Source organism: Planomonospora sp. ID82291 (assembly GCF_015711645.1).
Lineage (GTDB): Bacteria > Actinomycetota > Actinomycetes > Streptosporangiales > Streptosporangiaceae > Planomonospora.
On record NZ_JABTEX010000004.1, the window covers coordinates 519,373 to 545,643 of the forward strand.

Here is a 26,271-nt window from a genome sequence, read left to right on the forward strand (position 1 = left end):
GGACGCGGGCCGTACCAGGGTTCGGGACGCGGGTTCGGCGATGCGGGTTCGGTGACGCGGGTTCGGCGACGCGGCCGGTGGACGGACTCCGGGCAGGACCGATGATCGCGGCAACGGCGTCCGGGCGTCCACCCCGCGACGCCGTCCCGTGACGCCGTCCCGTGACGTGCGGAGGCGGGGACCGGTGACGCGCGATGGTGCGGGCCGGAGAAATTCCCGGCCGTCGGGCCGACTGGATCCTCAGGTCCGGTCCCGTCACGCCGATCTGCTTCCGTGAGGGCATAAGGAGCGATAATGATGAAATTCTGGCGATCTCGCCGCGGAGCCGCCGACGTCCACCCGATGATGCAGTCCCGAGAGTCGCTGATGGCGGCGCTGGACAAGGCGCCCGCGGTGCTGCTGATCGTGGACGAGGCGGGGGAGGTCGTGTACCGCAACCAGGCGGCCGAGCGGCTCATGAAGGAGAGCGCGGAGACCTACGGGGTCGAGGCGTTGCTGATGCTGGCGGACGCCCTCAAGAAGGACATCCGCACGGCCAGGTCCTTCCCGTTCAGCAAGGTCAACCTGACGGACTTCAACGGCCAGACGACCCACGGATCGTCCACCTACGACCGCATCCCCGGCGGCTACATCCTGACATGGGGCGATTCCACGAAGCAGGCCCGCACGGAGGAGGCGCTGAGCCAGCTGAGCCAGGAGCTCTCCACGGCCAGCTCCCACCTCGCCGAGGCCGGTGAGGAACTCGTCCGCACGGCCGGGGAGAGCGCGAGCCGGGCGGAGACCGTCTCGCACAGCTCCACCGAGCTGAGCGAGAGCATCCGGGAGATCTCCCAGGGGGTCAGCAGCGCGGCGTCCAGCACCACGACCGCCGCCGACTCGGCGCGCGACGCGACCCGCCGGATGGAGCAGCTGCAGGAGTCGAGCCGGCAGATCGGCAGCATCACCAAGCTGATCACCGAGATCGCCGAGCAGACCAAGCTGCTCGCCCTGAACGCGACCATCGAGTCGGCGCGCGCCGGTGAGATGGGCAAGGGCTTCGCGGTCGTGGCGTCCGAGGTCAAGGACCTGGCCGCCCGTACGGCGGAGGCCACCGCGCAGATCACCGACATGATCGACGGCATCCAGGCGGAGAGCACCCAGGCCGCCGAGGGGATCTCCGGGATCGCCGGGCTCATCAACACCGTGGCCGAGCAGCAGACGCTGATCGCCACCACGGTGGAGGAGCAGAGCGCGACCAGCGCGGAGATGTCCCGCGGGATGGTCGCGGTCGCCGAGTCCGGGCAGTCCGCCGCCCGGGCCGCCGAGACCGTGCTCGCCGCCGCGGCGGCGCTGAAGGACCAGGCCACCCGGCTCACCGCCGTCATGCACGGCTGACCGGCCCCGCGCCGCACCCGGCTCCGCGCCGCACCCGGCTCCGCGCCGCACCCGGCTCCGCGCCGCACCCGGCTCCGCGCCGCACCCGGCCCCCGACCGCTCGACGGCCGGGGGCCGCAGCGCGTCGTGGCCCGTCCCGCGGGCCCGCCGTACCGCGTCGTGGCCCGCCCCGTACGGCCCGCCGCGGCGCGCAGGGCCCGCCGGGGCGGCCCGTCGCCTACCGCGGCGGGCCGTACGGCTCGATGGGCGGGTCGGCGTGGGGCCCGCCCCCGGCCTCCGGATCCACCCGGCGGGCGCCGGCCTCCGTCACGCGCAGGACGTACAGGCCCCGGGCCGGGTCGATCGCGACCAGGCCGTAGCCGGTGTCGACCTCCTCCTCCGGCAGCCCGAGCTCCTCCATGGCCCGCGCCAGCGTCGCCTCGGCCGCCAGGCGCACCGTCACCATCCGCACGGGACCGCCGATCGTCCGCACCGCGCGGGCCCGGCCTCCGGCCCGGCCTCCGGGCCGGGCTCCACCGGCGTCACGCCTCGCTCCTGCGGCGCAGCGCGGCGAGGATCCCGCGCGGGTCGACGACGCCGTAGCCGTAGTCGTGGTCGAAGCCCACCGTGCTGCGGTCGTCGGCGGTGCGGCGGAGCAGGGTGCGCAGCTGGGCGGGGGACAGCCGGGAGGCGGGCCACCGCGTGCGGACGGCGGCCACCAGCCCGGCGGCGACCGGGCAGGCCGCCGAGGTGCCGGAGTCGGGCCGGTCGGCGCCGAACGCCTTCGAGCCGGAGAAGTGCGTGTAGGCGCACAGGTCGGGCTTGCGGTCCTCCAGCCGGCCGGGCCCCTGCGAGGAGTAGCCGACCCGCTCGCCGCGCGTGTCGACGCCGCCGACCGACAGGACGCGGGGGTGGGAGTTGGCGCCGACGATCGGCCGGTCGGGGAAGGCGCACCGGCCGTCGCGGCAGTCGCGCCCGCAGTTGCCCGCCGCGAACAGCACGTCGGCGCCGGCCGCCTCCAGACCCGCCACGATCAGGTTGAACGGGTGGGCCGGGTTGTCGGAGTAGTTGCCCGGGCTGCCGACGGGGAAGTCCCACCGGGGGGAGAACGAGCCCCAGCTGTTGCTGACCACCAGGGCCCGCGACTCCTCGGGCTGGGCGTCCAGGACCGTGCGCAGGTGGGCGAAGGCCGCGACCGCGTCCGAGAGCAGGCCGTCGACGGCCGAGCCGCCCGGCCGCCGGGAGAGCAGCACGGGGATGTCGATCAGCGTCGCCTTCGGGGCGGCGATGAGCGTGTCGAAGGCGCACATCGTGCCGTGGTCCACCTCGAACTCGCCCGGCTTGCCCGTCACCCCGGCCGGGTTCCAGCTGCGCGCGGCGTCCAGCGTGAACTCCCGGCCGAGGTGGCGGGCGACGTGCGCGGCGTTGATCCCGGTGTCCAGCACGGCCAGCGCGACGCCCGCGCCGTCCAGCCCCTCGCCCGCGAGTTCCTCCACGGCCAGCAGCCGCGCCACGTCGTGCCAGTCGCCCACCGGGGGATCGCCGCCGCAGGTGAGGGTCGACTCGATCACCGGGTCGGCGAAGACGCCGGTGACGTCGGGCCGGAGCGTCGGCAGCAGGGCCAGCCGGACCGCGGCCTCGTCGTCGGAGATCTCCCCGCGGACCAGGACCGAGGCGTCCTCGGCGGCGAGCGAGAAGCGCACCGGCCGGCGGAGCGAGAGGGGGTCGCCGCCCGCGGGCGGGACCGGGCGCGGCACCGCCACCGGGGTGAAGGAGGGGTCCAGGACGACCCCGGGCAGGCCGTCGGCGACGTCGGCCGCGGCCGCGGTCCGGCGGGGGTCGGCCACGGCCGCGACGACGTCCGGAGAGGGGCGGAGCTGGATCAGGACCCGCATTGCACACCACCGAGGGTTGAAGGGATTCGAGGACGGCGAACCTCCCCACGTTCCTGCATCTGCACGGCTCCGTCCAGTCCCGCAAACCGCCCGCCACCAGCGTCTGCGGTGCAATCCCGGTGAATCGTCGCGGCCGGTCCTCCTTCCGCGGGAGGGCCGGGATCACTACGTTTGGACGGCATGACCGCCGCGGCGCAGAGCACGCCACCCCACCGCCCCGACACCCGCTCCGAGCACTGGCTCGACACCCGGCCGAGACTCGTCGTGGCCAGCGCCTTCATGCTCTTCCTGGAGCTGGCGCTGATCCGGTGGACCGGGTCGAACATCGTGCACCTGAGCTACTTCACCAACTTCGTGCTGCTCGGCTCGTTCCTCGGCATCGGGCTGGGCTTCCTGCGGGTGGGGCGGACGGACCGGCCGCCGTACTACTCGCCGGTCGCGCTGGCCGTGCTGGTCGCCGTCATCCTGCTGTTCCCGGTCACCGTGGACCGCCACACCGAGGGCGTCCTGTACTGGACCAGCCTGAGCGCGGGCGGGCCGCCGCCCTGGCTGATCCTGCCGGTGGTCTTCGTCGCCGCGGCGGTCGTGCTGATGGGCCCGGCCGAGCTGGTCGGCCGCTGCTTCCCGGAGCTGGACCGGCTGGAGGCCTACCGCTACGACCTGGTCGGCAGCCTGACCGGCATCGGCCTGTTCACCGCGCTGTCGTTCCTCGGCGCGCCCCCGGTGGCGTGGGGCGTCATCGCCGCGCTGGCCTACGCCGTCCTGCTCCGGCCGCGCGGCCTGTGGCCGCGGGTCGCGCTGGCCGTGCCGGCGCTGGTGGTCGTCGCGGCGCTGGCGGCCGAGACGCTGACCGCCGGGGCCCTGTGGTCGCCGTACTACAAGGTGACCCACAGCCGCTTCGCGCAGGAGGGCGTGCCGGTGATGGACATCCAGGTCAACGGGATCCCGCACCAGCGGGCCGTCCCGGCGGCCAGCCGCCTGGAGTGGGAGCGGCAGTACGCCCTGCCGTACGAGCGGGCGGCCGGCGGTCGGCTGGACGACGTGCTGATCGTGGGCGCGGGCAGCGGCACCGACGTGGCGATCGCGCTGTCCAAGGGGGCCGGGCGGGTGGACGCGGTGGAGATCGATCCGCGGCTGCGCGAGCTGGGCGCGGCCCATCACCCCGACCGGCCCTACGCCGACCCGCGCGTCACCACCCACATCACCGACGGCCGCGCCTTCCTGGAGCAGACGGGCAAGAAGTACGACCTGATCCTGTTCGCCCTGCCCGACTCGCTCACCCTGGTCTCCGGGGCGAGCTCGCTCCGGCTGGAGAGCTACCTGTTCACCCGGGAGGCGATGGAGGCGGCCCGGGAGCGCCTCAAGCCGGGCGGCGCCTTCTCGATGTACAACTACTACCGGGAGAGCTGGCTGGTGGACCGGCTCGCCTCGACCGTGCAGGCCGCCTTCGGGCACAGGCCGTGCGTGGACGTGGTGAGCACGGCCGGCCAGCAGGCGGTGATCACCGCGGGGGTCACCGAGCGGGCCCAGTCCTGCGGGGCCGAGTGGGCGGGCGCGACCGCCGCCACCCCGCCGCCCTCCGGGGACGACCGGCCCTTCCTCTACCTGAAGGACCGGACGATCCCGCAGATCTACGTCGTCACCCTGCTGCTGATCCTGGTCGTCAGCCTGCTCGCGGTCCGGGTGGTCGCCGGGCCGTACCGCCGGATGCGCCCCTACGCCGACCTGTTCCTGCTCGGGGTGGCGTTCCTGCTGCTGGAGACCAAGAGCGTGACCGGGTTCGCGCTGCTGTTCGGCACCACCTGGGTGGTCAACGCGATCGTGTTCGCCGGGGTGCTGGTCGCGGTGCTGGCCGCGGTGGAGGTGACGCGCCGCTTCCGGACCCCGCCGCTGCCCGTCATGTACGGCGTGCTGCTGGCCGGCCTGGTGCTGGCCTGGCTGGTGCCGAACTCCTGGCTGCTGGGCCTGCCGGTGCCGGTGCGGGCGGTGGTCGCCGTGGCGGTGGCGTTCCTGCCGATCTTCGCGGCCAACGTGGTGTTCGCCAAGCGCTTCGCCGACTCCGCCGACGGCACGACCGCGTTCGGCGCCAACCTGCTGGGCGCGATGGTCGGCGGCTGCCTGGAGTACCTGGCGCTGGTCATCGGCTACCAGGCGCTGCTGATCGTGGCGGGCCTGCTCTACCTGGGGGCGTTCGCGCTGCTGCCGAGGACCGCGCGGACCGTGTGAGCGCATCCCGGCCGGACGGGACCGTGTGAGCGCATCCCGGCCGGACGGGTGGGGCCGGACGCGCACCGGGCGGGCCGGGCGCGCTCAGCCGGTCCCCGGGCGGACCGGATGAGCGGGGCCCGGGCGGACCGGCCCCCGGGCGCACCGGACGCGCGGGGCCCGGACCCCGCGAGGGGGTCCGGGCCCCGAAGGCGCGGCGCGGATTCCGCGGGTCTAGAGGCCGCAGACCTCGTCGAGGGACTGGGCGCTCCTGTTGGCCGTCGGGCTCTTGCTGGCCGTCGGCTTGGCGGGCGCGCTGAGCGTCGGGGTGGGGGAAGCGCCGATGGTACCGGTGGCACCGGTCGCGCCGGGCGTGGCCGTCCCGCGGCCGGCCAGGGGGGCGCGGCGGGGCTGGGTCGACTGGCGCAGCGCCTTGGCGGACGCGGCGCGGATCTTCTGCCAGTCGGGGGAGCCGGTGTAGAACTCCGGCGGCACGAACTGGAGGCTGGTGATCCTGGCGTCCTTGACCTTGAGGGCCAGGTCGGTCAGGTGCTCCAGCATGTCGCGCGGGATGTTCGTCCGGGCCATGCGCTTGGCCACACCTGCGATCTTGGTGAAGTTCGTCAGGACGACGGCGGGGGTGGCCTGCTGGGCGAACGCGCCGATGACGCAGCGCTGGCGGGCCATCCGGGAGAAGTCGTCGCTGCCGACGCGCGAGCGGCCGTACCAGAGGGCCTCCTCGCCGGAGAGCGTCCGGTAGCCGGCCTTGATCGTGCCGGCGGTGCCGAACGAGCCGCCGTACTTGACGTCCTGGTCCACCTTGATCTTCAGGCCGCCGATGGCGTCGACGAGGTGGGCGAAGCCGTACATGTTGATCAGGGCGTAGTAGTCGACCTTCAGGTTGAGCGTGTAGCCGATGGCGTCCATGAGCGCCCGGGGGCCCTGGTGCTTGCGCCCCATGACCTCCGGATGGTCCTCGGCGTACTGCCAGACCTCGTTGAGCAGGCCGCCGTTGGGCAGCTCGCGCATGAAGCCGTTGGGGAACTGCTTGGCCAGCGGGCTGGTGGGCGGGAAGCGCACGTGCTGCAGGTTGCGGGGGAGGCTGAACATGACGGTGTTGCCGGTCTTGATGTGGATGCTGGCCACGTTCATGCTGTCGGTGCGGATGCCCTCCCGGTTGCCCGCGCCGTCGCCGCCGATGAGCAGGAAGTTGATCCGGTCGCGCCCGTCCCAGGGGTCCTCGGGCTTGAACGTGGGCGCGGCGGGGTCCTGCGGGTCGGTCGGGAAGATGGCGTTGACCGTCTGCTTGACGGTCAGCACCGTGCTGGCGGCCAGCGCGAAGGGAGCCGTCACCGCCACGCAGAGCGTGCCGATGGCGATGCCGGAGACGATCTGGCCGGTGCCGTTGAGCCGGCTGGGGCCGAGCGTGATGTAGGAGGCGAGCACCAGCAGGAACCAGCCGAGCGCGCCGAGTCCGGCCAGGCCCACGCCCAGGCCGAGCACGCCGTCCCGGGTGGCGAGGCCGGTGTTGCCCTCGCCGGAGAGCGTGATCGCGGTGATCAGCCCCAGGAGCAGCAGCACGCCGAAGGCGCCGAGCAGGATGGAGCCGGTGCGGCGCCGCCCGGCGCGCAGGTGCGCCGCGCCGGGCAGGATCACCGAGAGCGCGGTCCAGCCGATGAGCGTCCCGGTGGTCAGCGGCCGGGCGAACCGGGGCGGCGACGCCGGTGCGGCCGTCGGGCCCGCGGAGTCCGTCGGCGGACCCGCCGGGACGGGACCGGGCCGCGCGCCGGACGGCGGGGTCCCGCCCGCGCCCGGGGCGGTGCCCCCCGCCTCCGCGGCTTCCGCGACCGGTGCGCCGGACGCGGCCGGGACGCCGGCCGCCGCGGGAACGCCGGCCGCCGCGGATGCGTCGGTCGCGGCGGGGACGCCGGACGTGGAAGCGCCCGGCGCGCCGGATGCGCGTCCGGGGGTCGCGGCGGGGACGCCGGACGTCTGTCCGGTGGGCGTGTCGGGCACGCCGCCGGGGCGTGGGGCCCGGCCCGCGCGTCGGCGGGGGCGGCGTTTCCCGCCCTCGCCGGTGAGATCCCCCGAGTCCTGCCCAAGGTGCATCGTCACACCGCTTCCTATGGTTTCGCCCGGTCCACCTGGCTGACAGCCGAGGTTCCCCGATTGCACAGAATTGCCCTGGATTCTAGCCCCCATATCTGGACATGACAGACAGCTGGGCAATTCTGGATGAAGGGAGGTTTAACCTATGAGGTCGTGGAGGACGGGGCGAGCCAGGTGTTGCACTGGAAGGTCTTGTTCTTCTCGTAGCCCTGGCGGAACCAGCGGTTGTTGTTCGCCGGGGAGCCGTGGTCGCGGGGCCAGCCCGGATGGTCTCCCACCCGCGAGTAGAAGTAGTAGAGCGTGTTGCGCCGGGCCGGGGTGACCGGGTAGCTGGCCGCGGCCGCGCGCATGAACATCCCGCCGAAGCAGGTGGCCTGGAGCTCGAACCGGCGGCTCAGCGCGAGCTTGCCGCTCCGGCTGCCCGACTCGAGCGTCTGCTGCCACCAGGTGTTGGACAGGCCCGACAGCTGCTGGACGTGGTGACCGTACTCGTGGGCCATCATGCTGATGATCGCGCCGTGCCAGTCGGTGATCTGGCCGTAGCCCAGCGAGTTGCCCGACCCCTTGGCCATCGCCGCGGTGGAGGCGTAGATCGTGGTGTTGCGCGGGCAGTAGTACGGCACGATGCTCCCGGTCTGCGGGAAGTCCCCGCAGGCGCCGCGGCCCCGCCGCGACGCGACGGCGTAGCCCGGGCGGTGCCAGGCGATGCCCTGGTCCTTCAGGACCTTCGACCAGACCTTGTCCATGCACCGGGACGTCTTGAGGATCAGCGACTTGAGCTGGCTGTGGTTGTAGATGCTCCCGGAGCCCGCCGGGCAGTGCACCCGGGGCAGGCCCCGGGGGGAGTAGAGGGAGTTGTTCTTCAGGCTCGTGTTGAGGGTCCGCCGCGGGGTGGAGGTCTCCGATGGCTCCGCGGACGGCCGGGACGTACGGGGCTCCGGTTCGTCGCTCCTGCCGTCGCCGGGCCGTCCGGTGGAGCGCTCGTTCGGGGTGAAGGTGGGGATCGCGACCGAGGGGACCGAGGCCGAGTCGCGGCTGCTCTTGATCACCGCCCCGGCCAGCACGAGCCCGGTGAAGACCAGCGCGAGCAGGCCGAAGACCGTGCCGATGACCACTCCGGCCCCGCCGCCGCGGGGACGCGCCGGCTGCCAGGCGGGCGGCGGGTAGGCGGGCGGGCGGTGGTGGGGAGCCGGGGGCGGGGGCTGGCCGTACGGCATGCGTGCCTGGCCGGGCGGCGGTGCCTGGGGGTGGCCCTGCGGGGGTCCGGGGTGGGGGTAGGGGGCGTTCGGCGGGGGCGGGTAGCCCTGTCCGGCGGGCGGGCCCTGCGGCGGGGCCGGGGGCGGAGGGGCCTGGTACGGAGGGGCCGGGGGCGGAGGGGCCTGGTACGGACGGCCCTGCACGGGCCCCTGAGGCGGGTGGACCGGCGGCCGGTGGGGGGCCGGGGGCGGGGGCTGGCCGTACGGCGCGCGTGCCTGGCCGGGCGGCGGTGTCTGGGGGTGGCCCTGCGGGGGTCCGGGGTAGGGGGCGTTCGGCGGGGGCGGGTAGCCCTGTCCGGCGGGCGGGCCCTGCGGCGGGGCCTGGTGCGGACGGCCCTGCGGCGGGTGGCCGGGCGGCGGCGGGGCGGGATGCGGCCGCCCCTGAGGCGGTGGCGGCGGAGGGTACTGCCCGCTGGCTGTCACTCTGTCTCCCCGTGTCTCCCCGTGCACCAGGCGTCCGCTCGGACCGACCGGCCTGATGCCTTGTCGAATTTGGGGCGTAAGCATACTGATTTATCATTCGTCACGGATGTGACCGTATTCGGCTACCGTCCGAAATCATCTGAGGTGATCTCCGCGATGTGCAGGACCCGGCCGGTCGCCGTGTCCTAGCTTCGGAGCCATGAATCTGCAGCAGCTCCGCTACGTGGTCGCGACGGCGGAGCACCGCACCATGACCGATGCGGCCAGGTCGCTGTACATCGCACAACCTGCGCTCTCCCGTGCGATCAGAGATCTGGAACGCGAGCTCGGGATGACGTTGTTCGCCCGCTCCGGGCGCGGTGTGATCGTCACGGCGCAGGGGCGCCGGGTGGTCACGCTGGCCCGGGAGGCGCTCGACGCCGTCCACGAGATCGAGGCGCTCTCCGCCCAGGGCCGGTCGCCCGCGGCGGAACTGCGCATCGCCTCCCCCCCCGGTCTCGAACCGGGGGTGGCGGGCCGCATCCTCCGCGCCTACAGCGCGGAGCACCCCAAGGTGCGCGTGCACATCGTCCGCTGCGACGGACGGGACGGCGTGGTCAGCGCCATCAGGGACCAGCGGGCCGACCTCGGCCTCACGGACCTGCCCGTCCCCGCCGACCTGATCAGTCACCCGCTGGAGCGGCAGGAGATCGTGCTGATCTCCCCGCCCGGCCTCGACCTGCCCGATCCGGTGCCGGTGCGCATGCTCGACGGCATGCCGCTGGTGCTCCCGGCCCCGGGCGGCCTCCGGCGCAGGGAGTTCGACTCCCTGTTCGCCACGTACGGCGTCGCCCCCGTGGCGGCCCTGGAGACCGACGAGCGCGGCGGCCGGCTGGAGCCGGTCCTGGCGGGCGCGGCCTCCCTGCTCTGGTACCGCGGGACGGCCGAGCAGGCCGTCCGGGCCGGACTGGTGGTCCGGTCGCTCGATCCCCCGCTCCGCCGGGTGATCGCGCTCGTCCACGCGAGGCGGCGCCTGCCCGCCATCGCGCAGGAGTTCCTGACCGTGGCCGAGGGTGGGTCGGCCGCCTAGGAACACCCGGCACGACGGCCGCACACCGGCCGCCACGTCGGTTGACAGCACGACCCACAGAGGCGGCGCAGGTGGGAGCGCCGGCCTCTCCGGCACCGGGCGGTAGGCTCGGTCCCGATGACTATCTTGCGTCTGCGCGGCCGTGCGTTCCGGCCCGGCGAGTTCGCGATCATGGCGGTGGTCAACCGCACCCCCGACTCGTTCTTCGACAGGGGCAGGACCTACGGGTTCGGCGCCGCCCTGGAGGCGGTGGACCGCGCCGTCGCCGCGGGAGCCGACATCGTCGACATCGGCGGGGTCAAGGCGGGACCCGGCGACGAGGTGGACCCGGCCGAGGAGATCCGCCGGGTGGCCGACCTGGTCGCGGCGGTCCGCGACCGCCATCCCGACCTGATCGTCAGCGTCGACACCTGGCGCGCGGAGGTCGGCGAGGTCGTGGCGGAGGCCGGAGCCGACCTGCTCAACGACACCTGGGGCGGGGTGGACCCCGCGCTCGCCGGGGTCGCCGCCGCGCACGGCATCGGCCTGGTCTGCGCGCACGCCGGGCGCGTCGCCCCGCGCACCCGCCCGCACCGCATCGCCTACGCCGACGTGGTGGCCGACGTGATCGACTACACCGTGGACCTGGCCGAGCGGGCGGTCGCCGCCGGGGTCGCCCGCGAGTCGGTCCTCATCGACCCGGCGCACGACTTCGGCAAGAACACCTACCACTCCCTGGAGGTCGGCCGCCGGCTGGACGAGATGGTCGCCACCGGCTGGCCGGTGCTCGTCGCGGTCTCCAACAAGGACTTCGTCGGCGAGACCCTGGGCGGGCTCCCGGTCGACGAGCGGCACGCCGGGACCATGGCCACCCTCGCCGTCTCCGCCTGGCAGGGCGCCCGGGTCTTCCGCGTCCACGACGCGGCCTCCGCTCGCGCCGCCCTCGCGGTCGTCACCGCGCTGCGGCAGGGCCGCCAGGGTTCGCCCGAACGCCCGTTGTGAACGCAGGAGAGGACGATCGTGCCTGACACGAGGAACGACCCGGTCGTGGTGATCGGGTTGGGCCGGTTCGGCAGCTCGCTGGCGGCGGAGCTGGTGCGGCGGGGCACCGAGGTGCTGGCGATCGACAGCCGGCCGAAGGTGGTCCAGAGCATGTCGGGCAGGCTCACCCACGTCGTCGTCGCCGACTCCACGGACCTGGAGGCGCTGCGCCAGCTCGGCGTGCCCGACTTCTACCGGGCCGTGGTCGCCATCGGCACCGACCTGGAGTCCAGCATCCTGACCACCTCCCTGCTGGTGGAGCTGGAGATCGAGGACATCTGGGCCAAGGCGATCAGCCGCGACCACGGGCGCATCCTGGAGCGGGTCGGCGCCCACCACGTGATCCTCCCCGAGCACGACATGGGGGAGCGGGTGGCCCACCTGCTCAACGGACGGATGCTCGACTACATGGAGGTCGACGCCAACTACGCGCTGGTCAAGACCCGCCCGCCGCGGGACTACACCGGCGTGCCCCTGGGGGAGACCAACCTGCGCCGCAAGTACGGCGTGACGGTGGTCTGCGTCAAGAGCGAGGACGAGGAGTTCACCTACGCCGGGGCGGACACCGTCCTCGGCTACGGCGACGTGATCATCATCGCCGGGAGGATCGAGGACGTGGAGCGGTTCGCCGAGCTCCCCTGAGGCGGTGCCGGGCTTCCCCTGAGGCGGAAAGGGGGTCGCCGCTCAGCGGGGCGGGGCCGCTGGGGACAGCGGGAGTGCTCAGGACAGCGGGAGTGCTCAGGACAGCGGGAGGCGGACCACCGCGCGCAGGCCGGGGGAGGCGTCCTCCAGGTGCACCGCGCCGCCGTGCGCGTCGACCGTCTCGCGGACGATCGCCAGGCCCAGGCCCGCTCCGCCCTCGTCCCGGCTGCGCGCGCTGTCCAGCCGGGTGAACCGGTCGAAGACCCGCTCCCGGTCGGCCTCGGGGATGCCGGGCCCGTCGTCGGCCACGGTCAGCACCGCGTCCGCGCCCTCGGTCCGCAGCTCGACCAGCACCGGGGAGACGGTGTGCCGCAGCGCGTTGTCGACCAGGTTGACCAGCACCCGCCCCAGGTCGAGCGCGTCCCCGGCGACCGTGACGGCCGCGCCGCCCTCCCCGGCGATCCGCACCGTGACGGCCCCGCCGTACCGCTCGACGGTCTGCGGGACCAGGTCGTCCAGTCTGACCGGCTCCCGCCGCGCGAGCGCGCCGCCCCGCTCGTCCAGGCGCGCCAGCGCGAGCAGGTCCTCGGCGAGCCGGGTCAGGCGCGTGGTGTCCTCCAGCACGCCCTCGGCGGTCTCGCGCCAGTCGTCCGCGCCGCCCGGATGACCGAGCGCCACCTCCAACTGGAGCCGGATGCTGGCCAGCGGGCTGCGCAGCTCGTGCGCGGCGTCGGAGACCAGGGAGCGCTGGCGGGCGTCGGCCCGCTCCAGCCGGTCCAGCATGGCGTTGAGCGTGGTGGCCAGGCTGTAGACCTCGTCGCGCGACTCGGGCACCGGCAGGCGGCGGGACCTGGCGGTGCCGGTGATCTCCTCGGCGCCCCGGCGCAGCGCGGCGATGGGCCGCAGGGTCCGTCCGACGATCACCCAGCTGACCGCGGCCAGCAGGACCAGCAGCAGGGGCGTGCCGACGACCAGCACCCGCCCGGCCGTGGCGACGCTGGTCTCCACCTCGCTGAAGACCCGCGCCGCGATCACCGTCTGCCCCCGGTCCGCGCTGAGCACCCGCACCCGCAGCAGGTGCGGGATCCCGTACGGCTCGCCGTCCAGGAACCGCGCGCGGCCCTCCGTCAGCGAGGCGGCCCGCTTCCGGGCGTCCAGCAGCGGCACGAGCCGGTCGGTGCCGGTGGTGGCGTGGGTGATCCGCCCGGCGGCGTCGACCACCTGGATCAGGGTGCCGTCGGACGAGGTCAGCTCGCCGGGCAGCCGCCCGGCGTCGGCGAGCGAGACCACCCCCCGGGCGCGCTGGTAGAGCGACTCGTCGGTCCGGTCCAGCAGCGCCCGGGCCAGCACGCCCATCATCACGTGGGCGGAGACGGCCAGCGCCACGGCCAGCACCGCGGAGGCGACCGCGGTCAGCCGGAAGCGCAGGCTCCTGCGCCGCCACCACCCGGCGGTACGGCGGGCGCCCGTGCTCCGCCCGGGCTCGGCGCGGCCGTCCCCTCCGGGAGCCCCGGAGGACTCAGCCGCCATCGCCAGCCAGCCGGTACCCGGCTCCCCGCACGGTCTGCAGCGCGTTGCGGGAGAACGGCACGTCGATCTTGCGGCGCAGGTAGCCCACGTAGACCTCGACCACGTTCGGGTCGGTGTCGAAGGTGTCCCAGACGTGCTCCAGGATCTCGGTCTTGGACACCACCTCGTCGTGCCGGCGGAGCAGGTACTCCAGCAGGGCGAACTCCCGGGGCGTCAGCTCCACCGGCGTCCGCCCCCGGCTGACCTTGCGCCGGGCGGGGTCCAGCGACAGGTCCCCGGCCCGCAGCACGGCGGGCCGCCGTCCGGCGCCGCGCCGCAGCAGGGCCCGGAGCCTGGCCACCAGCACCACGTAGGAGAACGGCTTGGTGAGGTAGTCGTCGGCGCCCAGGTCCAGCCCGTCGGCCATGTCGTACTCGCCGTCCTTGGCCGACAGCATCAGGATCGGCACCCAGTTCTCCTCGGCCCGCAGCTGTTTGCAGACGTTGTAGCCCGAGAGCCGGGGCAGCATGATGTCCAGCACGACCACGTCGTAGTCGCCCTGCCTGGCCCGGTGCAGGCCGTCCTCGCCGTCGTGCGCGAGGTCGACCGCGAACCCCTCGGCCTGCAGCCCGCGCTGGAGCGCCGCGGCCATCCGCCGCTCGTCCTCCACGACGAGCACCCTCATCCCTGCCTCCTCTCGTCCGGCACCATCTTCGGCCAGTGCGGCTGAGAGGCGGCTGAGAACCCTGTGGGACCTCTCAGCTCGTCTCAGCTTCCGCACAGGGGCTCCCGTGCAGTCTTCAGGTGAAGGCACAGACGGACATGAAAGACATACCGTAAGGGAGTGACATGTCAGAGCAGGAACAGCGGCGGACCCGAAGAGGCCGCGCCGTGAGGTGGGGCGTGCCGATCGCCGCGGTCGCGGTGGTCGCGGGAGCCGTCGGCGCGGGCCCGGTCATCGCCGCGGTCCAGGGGGCGCCGGCGCTGCCCGAGCGCACCGCCGAGCAGTTGCTCGCCGACGCCGTCCGGGCCGGAGAGGCCGGGCCGCGGCCCATGTCGGGCACCCTCATGCAGACCTCCTCCTTCGGCCTGCCGGGGCTGCCGCAGGTGACGGGGGCGACCGGCAGCTCGCCCACCGCGCTGCTCGCCGGCTCGCACGAGCTGAAGGTCTGGTACGGCGGGGCCGACAAGGTCCGGCTGGCGCTGCCCGGCCGGATGAGCGAGACCGACCTGATCGTCGGAGGCGGCCAGGCCTGGCTCTGGGAGAGCGACGCGAACAAGGCCACCCGCATCAAGGCCGGTTCCGAGGAGCTCGCCGCGCACGGGGCCGGGCACGGGCGGGGGAAGGGGACCGATCACGGGGCCGAGCACGGGCCGGGGAAGGGGACCGGTCACGGTCCCGGAGCGGCCGGAGCGCTGCCCGAGGGGGCCACGCCGCAGCAGATCGCGCAGGAACTGCTCAAGAAGGCCGACGCCGACACCGCGGTCGGCGTGACCAGCAACGAGAAGGTCGCCGGCCGCGACGCCTACCAGCTCACCCTCGCCCCCAAGGACGCCGCGTCCCTGGTGAAGGAGATCAGGCTGGCGCTGGACGGGGAGACCCTGACCCCCCTGCGGGTCCAGGTCTACGCCGAGGGCTCGGCCGAACCGGCCTTCGAGGTGGGCTTCACCACGGTGACCTTCACCCCGCCCGCCCCGGAGAACTTCACCTTCACCCCGCCGCCGGGCGCGAAGGTCGAGGAGAAGTCGTTCTCCGAGCTCACGTCCGGGCACGCGGCGCGGCAGGACGAGGGCGAGAGGATGAAGGACGGGGCCGAGGTCGTCGGCACGGGTTGGACCGCGGTCGCCGTGCTCCCCTTCTCCCTGCGGGACCTCCAGGAAGGAAGGCCGGAGCAGGCCGCCGGCGGTGAGGCGGCCGGGGACGCGACCGCCGTGGCCGACGCCCTGCTGAAGTCCGCCACCCCGGTCAGCGGGACGTGGGGCAGCGGCAAGGTCATCCGGACCAAGCTGGTCTCCGCGCTGCTCACCGACGACGGGCGCCTGCTCCTCGGGGCGGTCACCCCCGAGAAGCTGGTCGAGGCGGCCGGCCGGAAGTGAGCGTGATCCCGGGGGCGCCCGCCGCGGCGCCCCCACCCGCCGCCCAGGACCGGACGACCGAAGGAGCTTCCGTGGTGACCGTCCGCACCGACCCGACCCCCCGCACGGACAGGACCGGGCCCCCGCAGGACCACGCGATCGTGATCCGGGGGCTGACCAAGCGCTTCCGCGGCGGGCAGGTGGCCGTGGACCGCCTCGACCTGGCCGTGCCGCGGGGCTCGGTCTTCGGCTTCCTCGGCCCGAACGGCTCGGGCAAGACCACGACGATCCGCATGCTGCTCGGGCTCGTCGCCCCGACGGAGGGCAGCTGGGAGCTGCTCGGCACGCCGATGCCCGGTGGGATCGGCGCCGTGCTGCCCCGGGTGGGGGCGCTGGTCGAAGGGCCGGCGTTCTACCCCTACCTGTCGGGCGAGGCGAACCTGCGCCGCTACGACGCCGCCGACCCGGCCGCCGACCCGCGCACCGCCGCGCGCCGGATCGGCCTCGCCCTGGAGCGGGTCGGGCTGACCGCGGCGGCCCGCAAGCGCTACCGCGCCTACTCGCTGGGCATGCGCCAGCGGCTGGCCATCGCCGCCGCGCTGCTCGGCCCGCGGGACCTGCTGATCCTCGACGAACCGACCAACGGGCTGGACCCGCAGGGCACCCGCGAGGTGCGCGCGCTCGTCGCGGAGGTCGCCTCCGGCGGGACGACCGTCTTCGTCTCCTCCCACCTGCTGACCGAGATCGAGCAGATGTGCACCCACGTCGGCGTCATGTGCGCCGGCCGGCTGGTGGCCGAGGGGCCGGTCGCCGAGCTGCGCGCGGGGGAGGAGGCCAGGGTCCGGGTGGAGACGCCGGATCCCGCCGCGGCGGCGGCCGTCCTGGCGGGGCTCGGGCTGACGGGGGTCCGGACCGGTGCGGCGGAGGCCGGCGCGGTGCTCGGCGGGCTCCCGCCCGAGCGCGTCACCGCCGCCCTGGTGACCGGCGGGGTCGCGGTACGCGGGCTGGCCGTGCACCGGCCGAGTCTGGAGGACGTGTTCGTGGAGCTGACCGGGGAGGGTTTCGATGTCGACGGCTGACGTGGTGACGGGGACGCCGGAGGCCGTGGCCGCCGGAACGGCGGCGGGGACCGCGGCGGCGGGGACGCCGGCGGTGAGCGGGACGCGGACCGGGGTTCCGGCGGGGGCGCGGCGGGGACCGGGGCCGGGGGCGCGGCGGGGACGGTGCGGCGGCCGGGCGCGGTGCGGGCCTGGTGGCGGCTGTTCGCCTCGGAGACCGGACTGATCTTCCGCCGGCCGCGCAACCTCGCCATGCTCGCCGTCCTGGCGTTCGTGCCGGTCCTGCTGGGCGTGGCGCTGCGCCTGTTCGGCGGGCCGGGCGAGGGCGAGGCCGACGGTGCAGGAGCGATCTTCACGCAGATCGCCGGGAACGGGCTCTTCCTCACCTTCGCCGCGCTCGCGCTCCTGGTGCAGCTGCTGCTGCCCGTGTCCGTCGCGGTGGTCGCCGGGGACGGGATCGCCGGGGAGGCGGGCGGCGGCACGCTGCGCTACCTGCTCACCGCCCCGGCGGGGCGGACCCGGCTGCTGACCGTCAAGTACGCGGGCGCGGTCGTCTTCAGCCTGGCGGCGGTCACCCTGGTCGCGCTGTCCGCGCTGGTCGTCGGACTGGTGCTGTTCCCGGCGGGGCCGATCACGCTGCTGTCGGGGACGACGGTCCCCTTCGCCGAGGGGCTGCTCAGGATCGGCGTCGTCGTGCTCTACGCCACGGCGGGGATGGCCGCCCTGGCCGCCGTCTCGCTGGCCCTGTCGACGCTGACGGAGGCGGCCGTCGGCGCCATCGCCGCCACCGTGGTGCTGGTCATCGCCACCCAGGTCGTCGGCGCCGTCCCGCAGCTGTCGGGGCTCCAGCCGTACCTGCTGACGCACTGGTGGAGCGGGTTCGACGGCGTCCTGCGCGATCCGGTGGCGACCGCGGAGATGGGGCGGGGCCTGCTGGTCTTCGCCGCCTACACGGTGATCTTCGGTTCGGTGGCCTGGGCCCGCTTCACGAGCAGGGACGTCACCGCCTGAGGGCTCCGGCGGGGGGACGGCGCGGTCCCGCGGAGCGCTGCGCTCTCCGCGGGACCGGCGTTTCCGTGCCCGGACGCCGGTGTCGCCCGCGCCCGGCGGTCACCGGGTGCGGGCGGCCCGGGGCCGTCCGTGCCCGGTGACCGCGCGGACGAGCCGTCGGCGGTCCTTCCTCAGGGGCGCGTCCCGTCCGGGCCCGCCCCGGAGGCCGTACGGCTCCCGCGGCGCAGGCCGAGCAGCCCGGCCGCGAGCCCGGCCAGCCCGGCGGCCAGCCCGGCGCCGCCGAGCAGGCGGGCGGTGCCGTCGGAGGACCCGGAGTGCCCGGAGGACGCGTCGGCGGCGACCGGGGCGACCGACGGCGCGGCGTGCGCCCCCGGGGAGGCCGCGGCGGCCGGGTGACCGCCGTGCCCGTCGCTCCCGGCCGCGGCCGGGGTGAGCCGCAGGACCGGAGCGGGGTGCTCGGGCTCGGAGCCGTCGGCCTTCGGCTCGTCGTCCCAGGCCACGACCTCACCGCTGCTGTAGGTCTGGGTCGCGGGGAAGACCAGCCGGTCGGTGTCGGTGGGCAGCCGGCCCATCGACACCTCGAACTCCTGGAACTGGCCGGGCTCGATCGTCCCGCCCGACCAGGTGACCTTCGTGACGGCCTCGGTCAGCTCGCCGTACTCGGTGGTCACCGGCTCGGGCAGCTCGCCCTCGGTCACCTCGACCTTCCAGCCCGGGACCGGCTTGACCGAGACGAAGGCCAGCGGGTGGTCGGTGGGGAAGGTCACCTCGATCTTGCCGGTCGAGGCGTCGTCACGCTCGTTGGGCACCCGGAAGGCGACCTTGGTGAAGCCGCCCTGTTCGGCGCTGCCGGGGTTGATCGTGACGTGGGCGAGGGCCGGTACGGCCAGACCGAGGGTGAGGGCGGCGGCACCGGCGGTGACCGCCAGGGTGCGGCGCACGGCGGAAGACGGCATGGGAGATCTCCACTTCGACGAGAACGGGGGAATCGGGTCGGGGCGGGGTCAGGCGGCGGGAAGCGGAGGACCGCGCCGGCTGACGGTGTGGCGGAGGAGGCCCCGGCCGGGGACGGGCGGCGGCGCGGGGAGCGGGGCGGACGGCGGGACGCGGAAGGACACGGCCGCCGCGAGCGGCCGGAACGCCGACCCCAGGCGGTGGGCGGCCGCGCGCAGCAGCGTCCACAGGGCGGCCTCGCCGCGGGCCAGCCACCAGCCGGTGATCAGCGTGGCGGTCAGGTGGACCAGGAGCATGCCCAGGCTCTCGCCCAGCCCTCGGTCGTGGAGGTGCCCTGCGGGGGAGGGCGCGACGGTGCCGCCGCCCAGGGTGAACAGTTCGTGCAGGCCCAGCTGCGTCCCGATGAGCACCGCGGTGACCGTGCCGCCGGACCGCTCGCGTCCGGCGAGCGAGGCGGACAGGACCGCCACCGCCACCGCTCCCGCGGCCAGCGCCCGCGGCTGCGGTCCCGTCCCGCCCGCGGCGGCGTGGCCGAGGGCGGCGAGCGTCACGCAGACGGCGGAGAAGACGGCCGCGCGCAGGAGCCGGAGCGGGAGGAGGGCGAGCATGACGCGAGCCATGCTCTCACGGCGGCGGCGGTGCATCGAGTCCGATCCGGCCCGGCATCGAATCCGGACGCGGTTCGGCATCGAATCCGGACGCGGCCCGGCACCGGGTGCGGACGCGGCCCGCATCGGGGCCGATGAACCGAAAGCGTGCGATCCCTGCCGCTTTATGGCTTTTGTGGCTATGGTTGCCGCGACCGGAACATGTCGAGGCCGAGGTGGTGGGGGATGAGGCACGTCTTCGGACTGCTCATCGGACTGGTGGTGACGGCGGTCCTCCTGCTCGGCGCGGGATGGGCCGCCGCGGAGATGGGCCTCGCCCTCCAGCCCGCCCAGGGCGTCGCCCCGCCCGTCGCAGGCACCGGGCAGAACTGGGCCGCGCCGGCCGCGATGGCGGGGATCGGCCTCCTGCTCGGCCTGGTGGTCGTCGGCAGGGTCTCCCCGGTGGCCTCCTTCATCCCGTCGCTGGTCCTGCTCTCCTGGACCGTGGTCTACGTCCTGGACGCCGGCCGCGGCCTGGGGTTCCTGCCCGTCAACCCGACCTTCCACGAGGCGTTGCTCCAAGCGGGCCGGGGCATGCGCATCCTGCTCACCACCGGCGTGTACGCGCTCGTCGGCGTCGCCCTGTTCCTTCCCGTCCTGCTGCCCTCCCGCTGGGCCGGAAGCGGCGGGGACGAGGACGACGACGAGTACGAGGAGTCGAACGGCCGGTCCTCCTACTGATACTGACGGGCGGCGTGCCCAGCCGGGGCGTCCGGACCGCTGACGGGCGGCGTGCTCAGCCGGGGCGTCCGGCAGCCCACGCGCTGAGGCCCTCCTCGGTGAGGACGCCGTCGAGCGCGGTGACCGCGGCCCCGTGCAGCGCGCCGTCCCCGCCGAGCACGGCGGCCACCACGGGTGGCGGATCGGGTCGGCGGAACCGCATCAGCCCGTCGGTCAGGGCCGCGCCGAACTCCGGAGCGGCCGCGGCGCGCAACGGCTCGGCGAAGCCGCCGAGCGTGACGACGTCGGGGTCGAAGGCGTTGACCAGCCCGGCGAGGCCGCGTCCGAACGCGCTCGCGGCGCGGCCCACCGCGGCCCGGACCGGCGCGTCCCGCACCGCCCTGCCCAGGGCCGCCTGCGCGTAGCTGCGCGGATCGCGGGGCGGCGGCTCTCCGAGGTGGCGGGCGATGGCGCGCCCGTCGACGGCGAGGTCCCAGCACCCCGTCGCGCCGCACGGGCAGCGCAGCGCGGGGTCGCCGAACGGCAGGTGGCCGAACTCCCCGCCGGCGCCGGTCGCGCCCAGGACGGGACGGCCGTCCACGACCAGGGTGCCCCCCACCCCGACCTCGATCGTGACGTGCAGCGCGGTGCCGGCCCCCGCGGCGGCGCCGTAGCGGGCCTCGGCGGCGCCGGCGAGCGTCGCGTCGTTGCCGATGAACAGCGGCAGGCGCGGATCGGGCACCAGCCCGGACAGGTCCACCGCGTCCCAGCCCAGCGCGGCGGACTGCACGACCGCGCCGTGCCGGACCGTCGCGGCGACGGCCGCCGACACGGCCCGGACGCGGTCGCCGTGCCGTTCGCAGGCGCGCCGCACCGCTTCCGCGATCACGCCGATCACCCGGCCGGGCTCGCGGTCGGCGTGCGCGCCCGCTTCGGCGACGTGCGGTCTGCCGTCGAGCGCCGCGACCGCGATCCGCCAGTCCTCCTGCCGGATGTCGGCCGCGATGACGACCGGGCCCTCCGGATGCGGGTGCAGCACCGTCGTCGGCCGTCCCCGCCCGGCGGAGGCGGCCGAGGTCTCGGCGAGCAGCGCCAGCTCGCGCAGGCGCGCGGTGATCTCGGTGGCCGAACCGGTGGTCAGCCCGAGCCGCTGGGCGACGCCCGCCCGGGTGACGCCCGGCTCCCGGCGCATCTCCTCCAGTACGGCCAGCGCGCCGCGCCACCGGGCGTCCCGGGCGCGGACGGAGGACGGACGACCCGAAGGGCTTGTCATGGACGCCACCGCCTCCTTATCCTCGACCAACGAGTTTATTAGAGGGGGACGCTGTGCGACGGCTGGGCCGAACGACCGAAGCGGTGCTCCTGGGCATGGACGGCACTCTCCTCGACTCCGGGGCGTCTGTCGAACGCACCCGGCCCGCGCGGGCGGGGGAGCACGGGACGTGGTGGACGGAGGATCCCGGAACGTCCGGGACGCGACGGGCGGGAGGTGCCGGAACGTCCGGGACGCGGCAGGAGGAGCCCGCCGCCGCGCGCGAGGGGGCTTCAGCGCGGGACGGCGCCGCACAGGAGCGGCGGGTCGTCCGGCAGGTCGGGTTCGCGCAGGCGGCGCTCGGATTCACCGTCAACAGCCTCGGCGCGTGCCTGGTGCTGCTCGCCCGCGACCTCGGCGCCCACCCCGGTGAACTGGCCTGGCTCTCGTCGTCCTTCGGCGCCGGTCTGCTGGCCGTCGGCGCCGCGGGACCGCTGATGCTGCGGCCGGGCCCCCGTCCGGTGCTGCTGTCGGCCGCCCTGGTCGCCGCCGCCGGCGCGGCGCTGCTCGCCGTCGCGCCCGTCGCGGCGGCCGCCGCGGCCGGCGCGCTCCTGCTGGGGCTCGGGGCGGCCGGGCTCGTCCTGGTGACCCCGGCCCTGCTGCACGGCCCGGACGCCGCCGCCCGCCTCGCCCGCGCCAACGCGGCGGCGAGCGTCAGCGCGCTGCTCGGCCCGCCCGCCATCGGCGCGCTCGACGCCGCCGGTGCGAACGGCCGGCTGGTCCTCCTGCTGGCCGTCCCGCCGCTGCTGTTCCTGGCGGCCGACGCCCGGGCCCGCCCGGCCGCGGCCTCCGGTGTCCGGGACCGGCGCCCGCCCGCCGCCCCGCGGAGCCTCCGGCCGGGTGCGGACGCCGCCGGAGCACGCGGTCCCTCCCCGGCGGCGCGGCGGGGCGGTGACGCCTCCGGCCCGCCCGCGGGGTGGCGGACGGCCGGGACGTGGGCCGCCATCGTGGTGGCGGTGTCCATGGAGTTCTGCTTCACGATCTGGGCCACGGCCCGGCTGCAGGAGACCGGGCTGACCACGGCCGCGGCCGCCGCGACGGCCACCGCGTTCCTGGCCGGGATGGCGGCCGGCCGTCTGGTGGCGCCGCGCCTGCTCGCGCGGGAGGTCCCGGTCGTCCCGCTGGGATGCGGGCTCGCGGCGGCCGGGACCCTGCTCGTCGCGGTGACCGGCGCGCCCGCACCGGTCACCGCCGGACTCCTCGTGGCCGGACTGGGGATCGCGCCGTTCTACCCGGTGACGCTCGCCCGGCTGGTCCAGGTTCCGGGGCTCCCGGCGGCGCGGTCGGCGGCGTACGGCGCGCTCGCCTCCGGCACCGCGATCCTGGCGGCGCCCGCGGCGCTGGCCGCGCTCGGGGCCGCGCTCGACCTGCGGACGGCGTTCCTGGTCACGGTGCCGCCCCTGGCGGCGGTCCTGGCCGCCGCGTCATGGCCCCGCGGAGGCGCGCGCACGCGGCCGGGCCTTCACGGGGAGGCGGGCGCCTCCGGGGGCGGGCCGGTGTAGAGGCGGGCGACGACCTCCTCCAGGGACTCCCCGTCCGGAGCCGTGGCGCGCAGGTCGTCGAGGGTGCCGTCGAAGCCGAGGCGGCCGTGGTCGATGAGCATGACGCGGCGGCAGAGCTTCTCGATGTCGCCCAGGTCGTGGGTGGTGAGCAGGACGGTGGTGCCGCGCTCGGCGTTGAGGCGGCGCAGGAAGTCGCGCATGGCGACCTTGCTCACCACGTCGAGGCCGATCGTCGGCTCGTCCAGGACCAGGACGGCCGGGTCGTGCAGGAGGGCGGCGGTGACGTCGCCGCGCATGCGCTGGCCGAGGCTGAGCTGGCGGACCGGGGTGTCCATGAACGCCCCGAGGTCGAGCAGGTCCGCCAGCTCGTCCAGCCGCCGCCGGAAATCCATTCGATCTACTTTGTAAAGATGCCGGATCAGCTGGAAGCTGTCCTTCAGCGGCAGGTCCCACCACAGGGTCGTGCGCTGCCCGAAGACCACCCCGATCCTGCGGGCGAGCGCCGTACGGCGGCGCGTGGGGTCGAGCCCGGCCACCCGCAGGCGGCCCGAGGTGGGGGCCAGGATGCCGGTGAGCATCTTGATGGTGGTGGACTTGCCCGCGCCGTTGGGGCCGAGGTAGCCGACGAACTCCCCGGCCCCGACCGTGAACGACAGGTCCCGCACGGCGTGCACGGTCCGCCGGGCGCTGCCCCGGCCGACGGTGAAGGAACGCCCGGCCCGGTCGACTTCGATCATCTGGTCAACTCCCGGTGGAACGGTAGCGGCGGATGCCCGCCCGCCAGGCCAGCGCGGCGGCCAGGGCGAGCAGCAGGGCGGCGAGCGGCGCGGCGAAGCGCAGTCCGTACGGCAGGCCGAGGGGGTCGGGCCGGTCCAGCACGTACAGGGCCGGCTGCCAGTTGACGAACGCCAGCGGGACGATGAACGTCACCCCCTTGACGAGCTGCTCGCCGTAGACGCTGAAGGGGTACTGGGTCAGCGAGCTGCCGCCGTAGGTGAAGGCGTTGGCCACCTCGGGGGCGTCGGTGAGCAGGAACTGCAGGGCCCCGCCGAGCGTGAAGATCGCAGCGAAGATGACGACCCCGCAGGCGATCATCAGCGGGACCGCCCACGCCCGCTCCCACGGCAGGTCGAGCCGGGGCAGGGCGATGCCGAGCACCACCGCGGACTGGGCGAGCCGCCCGAAGCGGTGCACGCTGAAGCGGTCGGTGGCCGTCTGGACGAACGCGGAGGCCGGGCGGATCAGCATGGTGTCGAAGCTCCCGCTGCGGATGTGGTGGCTGAGCCGGTCGACGTTGCCGAAGAGCATGTCGGCCAGGGCGAAGGACATGCCTGCGGTGCCGTACAGGAACATGACCTCGGCCAGGCCGAACCCGCCGAGTGAATCGGTGTGCCGGAAGATGATCCAGATGGCCGCGACGTCCAGGGCGTTGACGGCGAACGAGCCGAGGACCATCATCACCAGCGAGACGGGGTACTGCGCGGAGGCGCGCAGCCAGGTCCACGCGAGCAGCAGGTAGGTCCTAACCACGGGCGGCTCCGCCCGGGGCGCCCGCGGTGCGGCCGGGCCGCGGCCGTCTCGGGTCATCCACCCTGGACCACCACCTTGCGCCGGGCGGCCCGGGTGACCAGGGCGCCCAGCGCGAGCAGCGCCGCCGCCCACCCGGCCTGGAAGGCGAGCGCCTCCAGGGCGTCCCGCTTGCCGAGGTAGACGTCGGCCGGGAGCTGGACCATGGCGGCCCAGGGCAGGGACCGGGCCAGGGCGCCGAACCAGCCGGGGAACAGGTTCAGGGGCAGGATCATGCCGCTGAGGAAGAGCGTCAGCACCAGCGAGAGCGACTGCACGCCCTGGTCGTCGACGATCCAGCAGCACGACAGCGCCGTCAGGTAGCGCAGCGCGAAGCCGATCAGCACCCCCAGGACGAAGGAGGCGGCGAAGGCGGCCCAGGTCGCCGGATCGGTCGGCACGACGATGCCGAAGAGGGCGGCGCCGAGGAGGGTGGGCGGCAGGCTGCGCAGCAGGAACAGGTAGGCGGCGCGGCCCAGGTCGTCGGCCAGGCTCCACAGCTGCAGGGAGGCCGGGCGCAGCAGGTCGACGGCGACGTCCCCGCTGCGCACGCGCCCGGCGAGCTGCAGCCCGCCGCCGAAGACCTGCATGGGGCCGATGAAGGCCTGGCTGAGGAAGCAGAAGGTGACGGCGTCCGTCACGTCGTATCCGGCGAGGCCGGGGCGGGCCTGCCAGAGGGCGATCAGGACGTAGGCGCGGAGGACGCCGAAGACGCTGTTGGTGAAGGCCCCGGCGAGGGCGGCGGCGCGGTAGGCGGAGTGACGGCGGAAGCCGTAGGCGGCGATGCGCGCGTAGAGCAGGAAGACGTCCTCCAGGGAGGTTCCGGGTTCCGGTGCACTGGGGCGGCCGTGTCATTGTCCCCGTCGTACGGCGCCGCGGCAACGGGTTTTCGGCCCGGCGCCGGAGCCCGGCCGCACGTCGCGGCCGTCTACGCCCCCTGTGTTCCCTATCTTCCCTATCTTCCCTATGCCTCCGTCCGTGCCTCCGTCCGTGCCTCCGTGCTGGGGCGGGTGCGCGAGCGGAAGGTGCGGCGGTAGGCGTCCGGAGGCACGCCGACCGTGCGGCCGAAGTGCCGGCGCAGTGTCGTGGCGGTGCCCATGCCGGTGGCCGCCGCGATGGCGCCGACGCCGTCGTCGGTGGTCTCCAGCAGCTCCTGGGCACGGCGGATCCGCTGGGTCAGCAGCCATCGCAGCGGGGTGGTGCCGGTCACCGACCTGAAGCGGCGGGCCAGATGGCGCGCGCTCATGTTCGCCTGGCGGGCCATGTCCTCCACGGTCAGCGGACGGTCCAGCCGCTCGATCACCCAGGGGAGCAGCCCGGCGAGCGGGTGGTCGTGCGGGGCGGGCACGGGGGCGGTGACGAACTGGGCCTGGCCGCCGTCCCGGTGCGGCGGCACGACCAGGCGGCGGGCGACCGCGTTGGCGATCGAGGAGCCGTGGTCGAGGCGGACCAGGTGCAGGCACAGGTCCATGGCCGCGGCCTTGCCGGCGGAGGTGAGCACGCTGCCGCCGTCCACGTACAGGACGTCCGGGTTCACGTCCACCCCGGGGTAGCGGGCCGCCAGGTCACGGGTGTGCGCCCAGTGCGTGGTCGCGCGCCTTCCGTCCAGCAGGCCGGCGGCGGCCAGCACGAACGCGCCCGTGCAGAGAGAGGCCACGCGCGCGCCCGCCTCGTGTGCCGCGCGCACCGCGTCGACCAGCTCGGCGGGCGGGTCCGCCTCGACGTCGGCCCATCCTGGGACGATCACGGTGCGGGCGCGGGGGAGGTGGTCGAGGCCGCGGTCGGGTTCCAGCCGGAACCGTCCGACGCGCACGGCGCCCGGCCCGCAGACGGTGACGTCGTACCAGGGGACCGTCACGCCGGCCGGGGCGGAGGAGAAGACCTCGTACGCCAGGGACAGCTCGAAGTGCAGCATGCCGTCGGTGGCGGCCAGCGCGACGGTGTGCATGTCGGAAATTGTACGCATGATGGCGTTCCAGACGCTCACACTGGGATGCCCGCCCC

At 74.9% G+C, this 26,271-nt stretch carries 23 protein-coding genes; 10 read left to right on the forward strand and 13 right to left on the reverse strand.

Annotated elements, in window-relative coordinates:
* The first annotated feature begins 297 nt into the window (after positions 1 to 297).
* Positions 298 to 1,374, forward strand: a complete 1,077-nt coding sequence (locus tag HS045_RS26790) for a methyl-accepting chemotaxis protein (protein ID WP_196454242.1) — start codon at positions 298 to 300, stop codon at positions 1,372 to 1,374.
* Positions 1,375 to 1,591: 217 nt separating this feature from the next.
* Here HS045_RS26790 and HS045_RS26795 read toward each other — a convergent pair whose 3' ends face one another.
* Together HS045_RS26795 and HS045_RS26800 are read right to left on the reverse strand one after the other, a co-directional pair.
* On the reverse strand, positions 1,592 to 1,819 hold the full coding sequence (locus HS045_RS26795; protein WP_230884959.1) for a hypothetical protein: 228 nt from the start codon (positions 1,817 to 1,819) through the stop codon (positions 1,592 to 1,594).
* Positions 1,820 to 1,895: 76 nt separating this feature from the next.
* Complete coding sequence (locus HS045_RS26800) at positions 1,896 to 3,248, reverse strand: S8 family serine peptidase (protein ID WP_196454244.1); 1,353 nt, start codon at positions 3,246 to 3,248, stop codon at positions 1,896 to 1,898.
* Between the two features lie 180 nt (positions 3,249 to 3,428).
* Here HS045_RS26800 and HS045_RS26805 point away from each other — a divergent pair, with 180 nt between their 5' ends.
* The gene (locus tag HS045_RS26805) at positions 3,429 to 5,474 is read left to right on the forward strand and encodes a spermidine synthase (protein WP_196454245.1); all 2,046 of its coding nucleotides are present in this window, start codon (positions 3,429 to 3,431) and stop codon (positions 5,472 to 5,474) included.
* 213 nt (positions 5,475 to 5,687) lie between these two features.
* Here HS045_RS26805 and HS045_RS26810 read toward each other — a convergent pair whose 3' ends face one another.
* Together HS045_RS26810 and HS045_RS26815 are read right to left on the reverse strand one after the other, a co-directional pair.
* Positions 5,688 to 7,562, reverse strand: a complete 1,875-nt coding sequence (locus HS045_RS26810; RefSeq protein ID WP_230884960.1) for an LCP family protein — start codon at positions 7,560 to 7,562, stop codon at positions 5,688 to 5,690.
* 143 nt (positions 7,563 to 7,705) lie between these two features.
* Positions 7,706 to 8,962: a neutral zinc metallopeptidase gene (locus HS045_RS26815; protein WP_307827737.1), complete on the reverse strand. Its 1,257-nt coding sequence runs from the start codon at positions 8,960 to 8,962 to the stop codon at positions 7,706 to 7,708.
* Between the two features lie 478 nt (positions 8,963 to 9,440).
* On the opposite strand from HS045_RS26815, the gene HS045_RS26820 reads away from it, so the two are divergent.
* The 3 genes from HS045_RS26820 (at position 9,441) to HS045_RS26830 (ending at position 11,972) form a co-directional block, all read left to right on the forward strand.
* Positions 9,441 to 10,310 (forward strand): LysR family transcriptional regulator, encoded by an 870-nt coding sequence (locus HS045_RS26820; RefSeq protein ID WP_196454247.1) that lies wholly within the window; start codon positions 9,441 to 9,443, stop codon positions 10,308 to 10,310.
* 117 nt (positions 10,311 to 10,427) lie between these two features.
* A complete protein-coding gene (gene folP, locus HS045_RS26825) occupies positions 10,428 to 11,291 on the forward strand; it encodes a dihydropteroate synthase (RefSeq protein ID WP_196454248.1) in 864 nt (287 codons plus the stop codon).
* An 18-nt stretch (positions 11,292 to 11,309) separates the two neighbouring features.
* Positions 11,310 to 11,972 (forward strand): TrkA family potassium uptake protein, encoded by a 663-nt coding sequence (locus tag HS045_RS26830; RefSeq protein ID WP_196454249.1) that lies wholly within the window; start codon positions 11,310 to 11,312, stop codon positions 11,970 to 11,972.
* Between the two features lie 96 nt (positions 11,973 to 12,068).
* On the opposite strand, the gene HS045_RS26835 is transcribed toward HS045_RS26830, so the two are convergent.
* Together HS045_RS26835 and HS045_RS26840 are read right to left on the reverse strand one after the other, a co-directional pair.
* Positions 12,069 to 13,502 carry a cell wall metabolism sensor histidine kinase WalK gene (locus tag HS045_RS26835; RefSeq protein ID WP_196454250.1) on the reverse strand — a complete coding sequence of 478 codons (1,434 nt, stop codon included), beginning with the start codon at positions 13,500 to 13,502 and terminating at the stop codon, positions 12,069 to 12,071.
* Complete coding sequence (locus HS045_RS26840; RefSeq protein WP_196454251.1) at positions 13,492 to 14,166, reverse strand: response regulator transcription factor; 675 nt, start codon at positions 14,164 to 14,166, stop codon at positions 13,492 to 13,494. Before HS045_RS26840 ends, HS045_RS26835 begins: the two co-directional genes overlap by 11 nt.
* A gap of 218 nt (positions 14,167 to 14,384) precedes the next feature.
* Here HS045_RS26840 and HS045_RS26845 point away from each other — a divergent pair, with 218 nt between their 5' ends.
* The 3 genes from HS045_RS26845 to HS045_RS26855 all read left to right on the forward strand — a co-directional run bounded on the left by HS045_RS26845 (position 14,385) and on the right by HS045_RS26855 (position 17,626).
* On the forward strand, positions 14,385 to 15,578 hold the full coding sequence (locus HS045_RS26845) for a DUF2092 domain-containing protein (protein ID WP_307827738.1): 1,194 nt from the start codon (positions 14,385 to 14,387) through the stop codon (positions 15,576 to 15,578).
* 74 nt (positions 15,579 to 15,652) lie between these two features.
* On the forward strand, positions 15,653 to 16,636 hold the full coding sequence (locus tag HS045_RS26850; protein WP_307827739.1) for an ABC transporter ATP-binding protein: 984 nt from the start codon (positions 15,653 to 15,655) through the stop codon (positions 16,634 to 16,636).
* Between the two features lie 144 nt (positions 16,637 to 16,780).
* Complete coding sequence (locus HS045_RS26855) at positions 16,781 to 17,626, forward strand: ABC transporter permease (protein WP_307827740.1); 846 nt, start codon at positions 16,781 to 16,783, stop codon at positions 17,624 to 17,626.
* A 170-nt stretch (positions 17,627 to 17,796) separates the two neighbouring features.
* Here HS045_RS26855 and HS045_RS26860 read toward each other — a convergent pair whose 3' ends face one another.
* Together HS045_RS26860 and HS045_RS26865 are read right to left on the reverse strand one after the other, a co-directional pair.
* Positions 17,797 to 18,582, reverse strand: coding sequence for a YcnI family protein (locus HS045_RS26860; RefSeq protein ID WP_196454253.1), 786 nt, complete (start codon positions 18,580 to 18,582; stop codon positions 17,797 to 17,799).
* A 48-nt stretch (positions 18,583 to 18,630) separates the two neighbouring features.
* Complete coding sequence (locus tag HS045_RS26865; RefSeq protein WP_230884838.1) at positions 18,631 to 19,200, reverse strand: MFS transporter; 570 nt, start codon at positions 19,198 to 19,200, stop codon at positions 18,631 to 18,633.
* Between the two features lie 213 nt (positions 19,201 to 19,413).
* On the opposite strand from HS045_RS26865, the gene HS045_RS26870 reads away from it, so the two are divergent.
* Positions 19,414 to 19,908 carry a hypothetical protein gene (locus HS045_RS26870; protein WP_196454255.1) on the forward strand — a complete coding sequence of 165 codons (495 nt, stop codon included), beginning with the start codon at positions 19,414 to 19,416 and terminating at the stop codon, positions 19,906 to 19,908.
* A gap of 55 nt (positions 19,909 to 19,963) precedes the next feature.
* Here HS045_RS26870 and HS045_RS26875 read toward each other — a convergent pair whose 3' ends face one another.
* A complete protein-coding gene (locus HS045_RS26875) occupies positions 19,964 to 21,160 on the reverse strand; it encodes an ROK family transcriptional regulator (protein ID WP_196454256.1) in 1,197 nt (398 codons plus the stop codon).
* 95 nt (positions 21,161 to 21,255) lie between these two features.
* Here HS045_RS26875 and HS045_RS26880 point away from each other — a divergent pair, with 95 nt between their 5' ends.
* Positions 21,256 to 22,701, forward strand: a complete 1,446-nt coding sequence (locus HS045_RS26880) for an MFS transporter (protein ID WP_196454257.1) — start codon at positions 21,256 to 21,258, stop codon at positions 22,699 to 22,701.
* Here the strand turns inward: HS045_RS26880 and HS045_RS26885 are convergent.
* The 4 genes from HS045_RS26885 to HS045_RS26900 all read right to left on the reverse strand — a co-directional run bounded on the left by HS045_RS26885 (position 22,662) and on the right by HS045_RS26900 (position 26,215).
* Positions 22,662 to 23,438, reverse strand: a complete 777-nt coding sequence (locus tag HS045_RS26885) for an ATP-binding cassette domain-containing protein (RefSeq protein ID WP_196454258.1) — start codon at positions 23,436 to 23,438, stop codon at positions 22,662 to 22,664. The genes HS045_RS26880 and HS045_RS26885 overlap by 40 nt on opposite strands.
* 4 nt (positions 23,439 to 23,442) lie before the next feature.
* Complete coding sequence (locus tag HS045_RS26890; RefSeq protein ID WP_307827741.1) at positions 23,443 to 24,231, reverse strand: ABC-2 family transporter protein; 789 nt, start codon at positions 24,229 to 24,231, stop codon at positions 23,443 to 23,445.
* Positions 24,232 to 24,284: 53 nt separating this feature from the next.
* Positions 24,285 to 25,082: an ABC-2 family transporter protein gene (locus HS045_RS26895; RefSeq protein ID WP_196454493.1), complete on the reverse strand. Its 798-nt coding sequence runs from the start codon at positions 25,080 to 25,082 to the stop codon at positions 24,285 to 24,287.
* Between the two features lie 149 nt (positions 25,083 to 25,231).
* Positions 25,232 to 26,215 (reverse strand): helix-turn-helix domain-containing protein, encoded by a 984-nt coding sequence (locus HS045_RS26900; RefSeq protein WP_196454260.1) that lies wholly within the window; start codon positions 26,213 to 26,215, stop codon positions 25,232 to 25,234.
* Positions 26,216 to 26,271 lie beyond the last annotated feature (56 nt).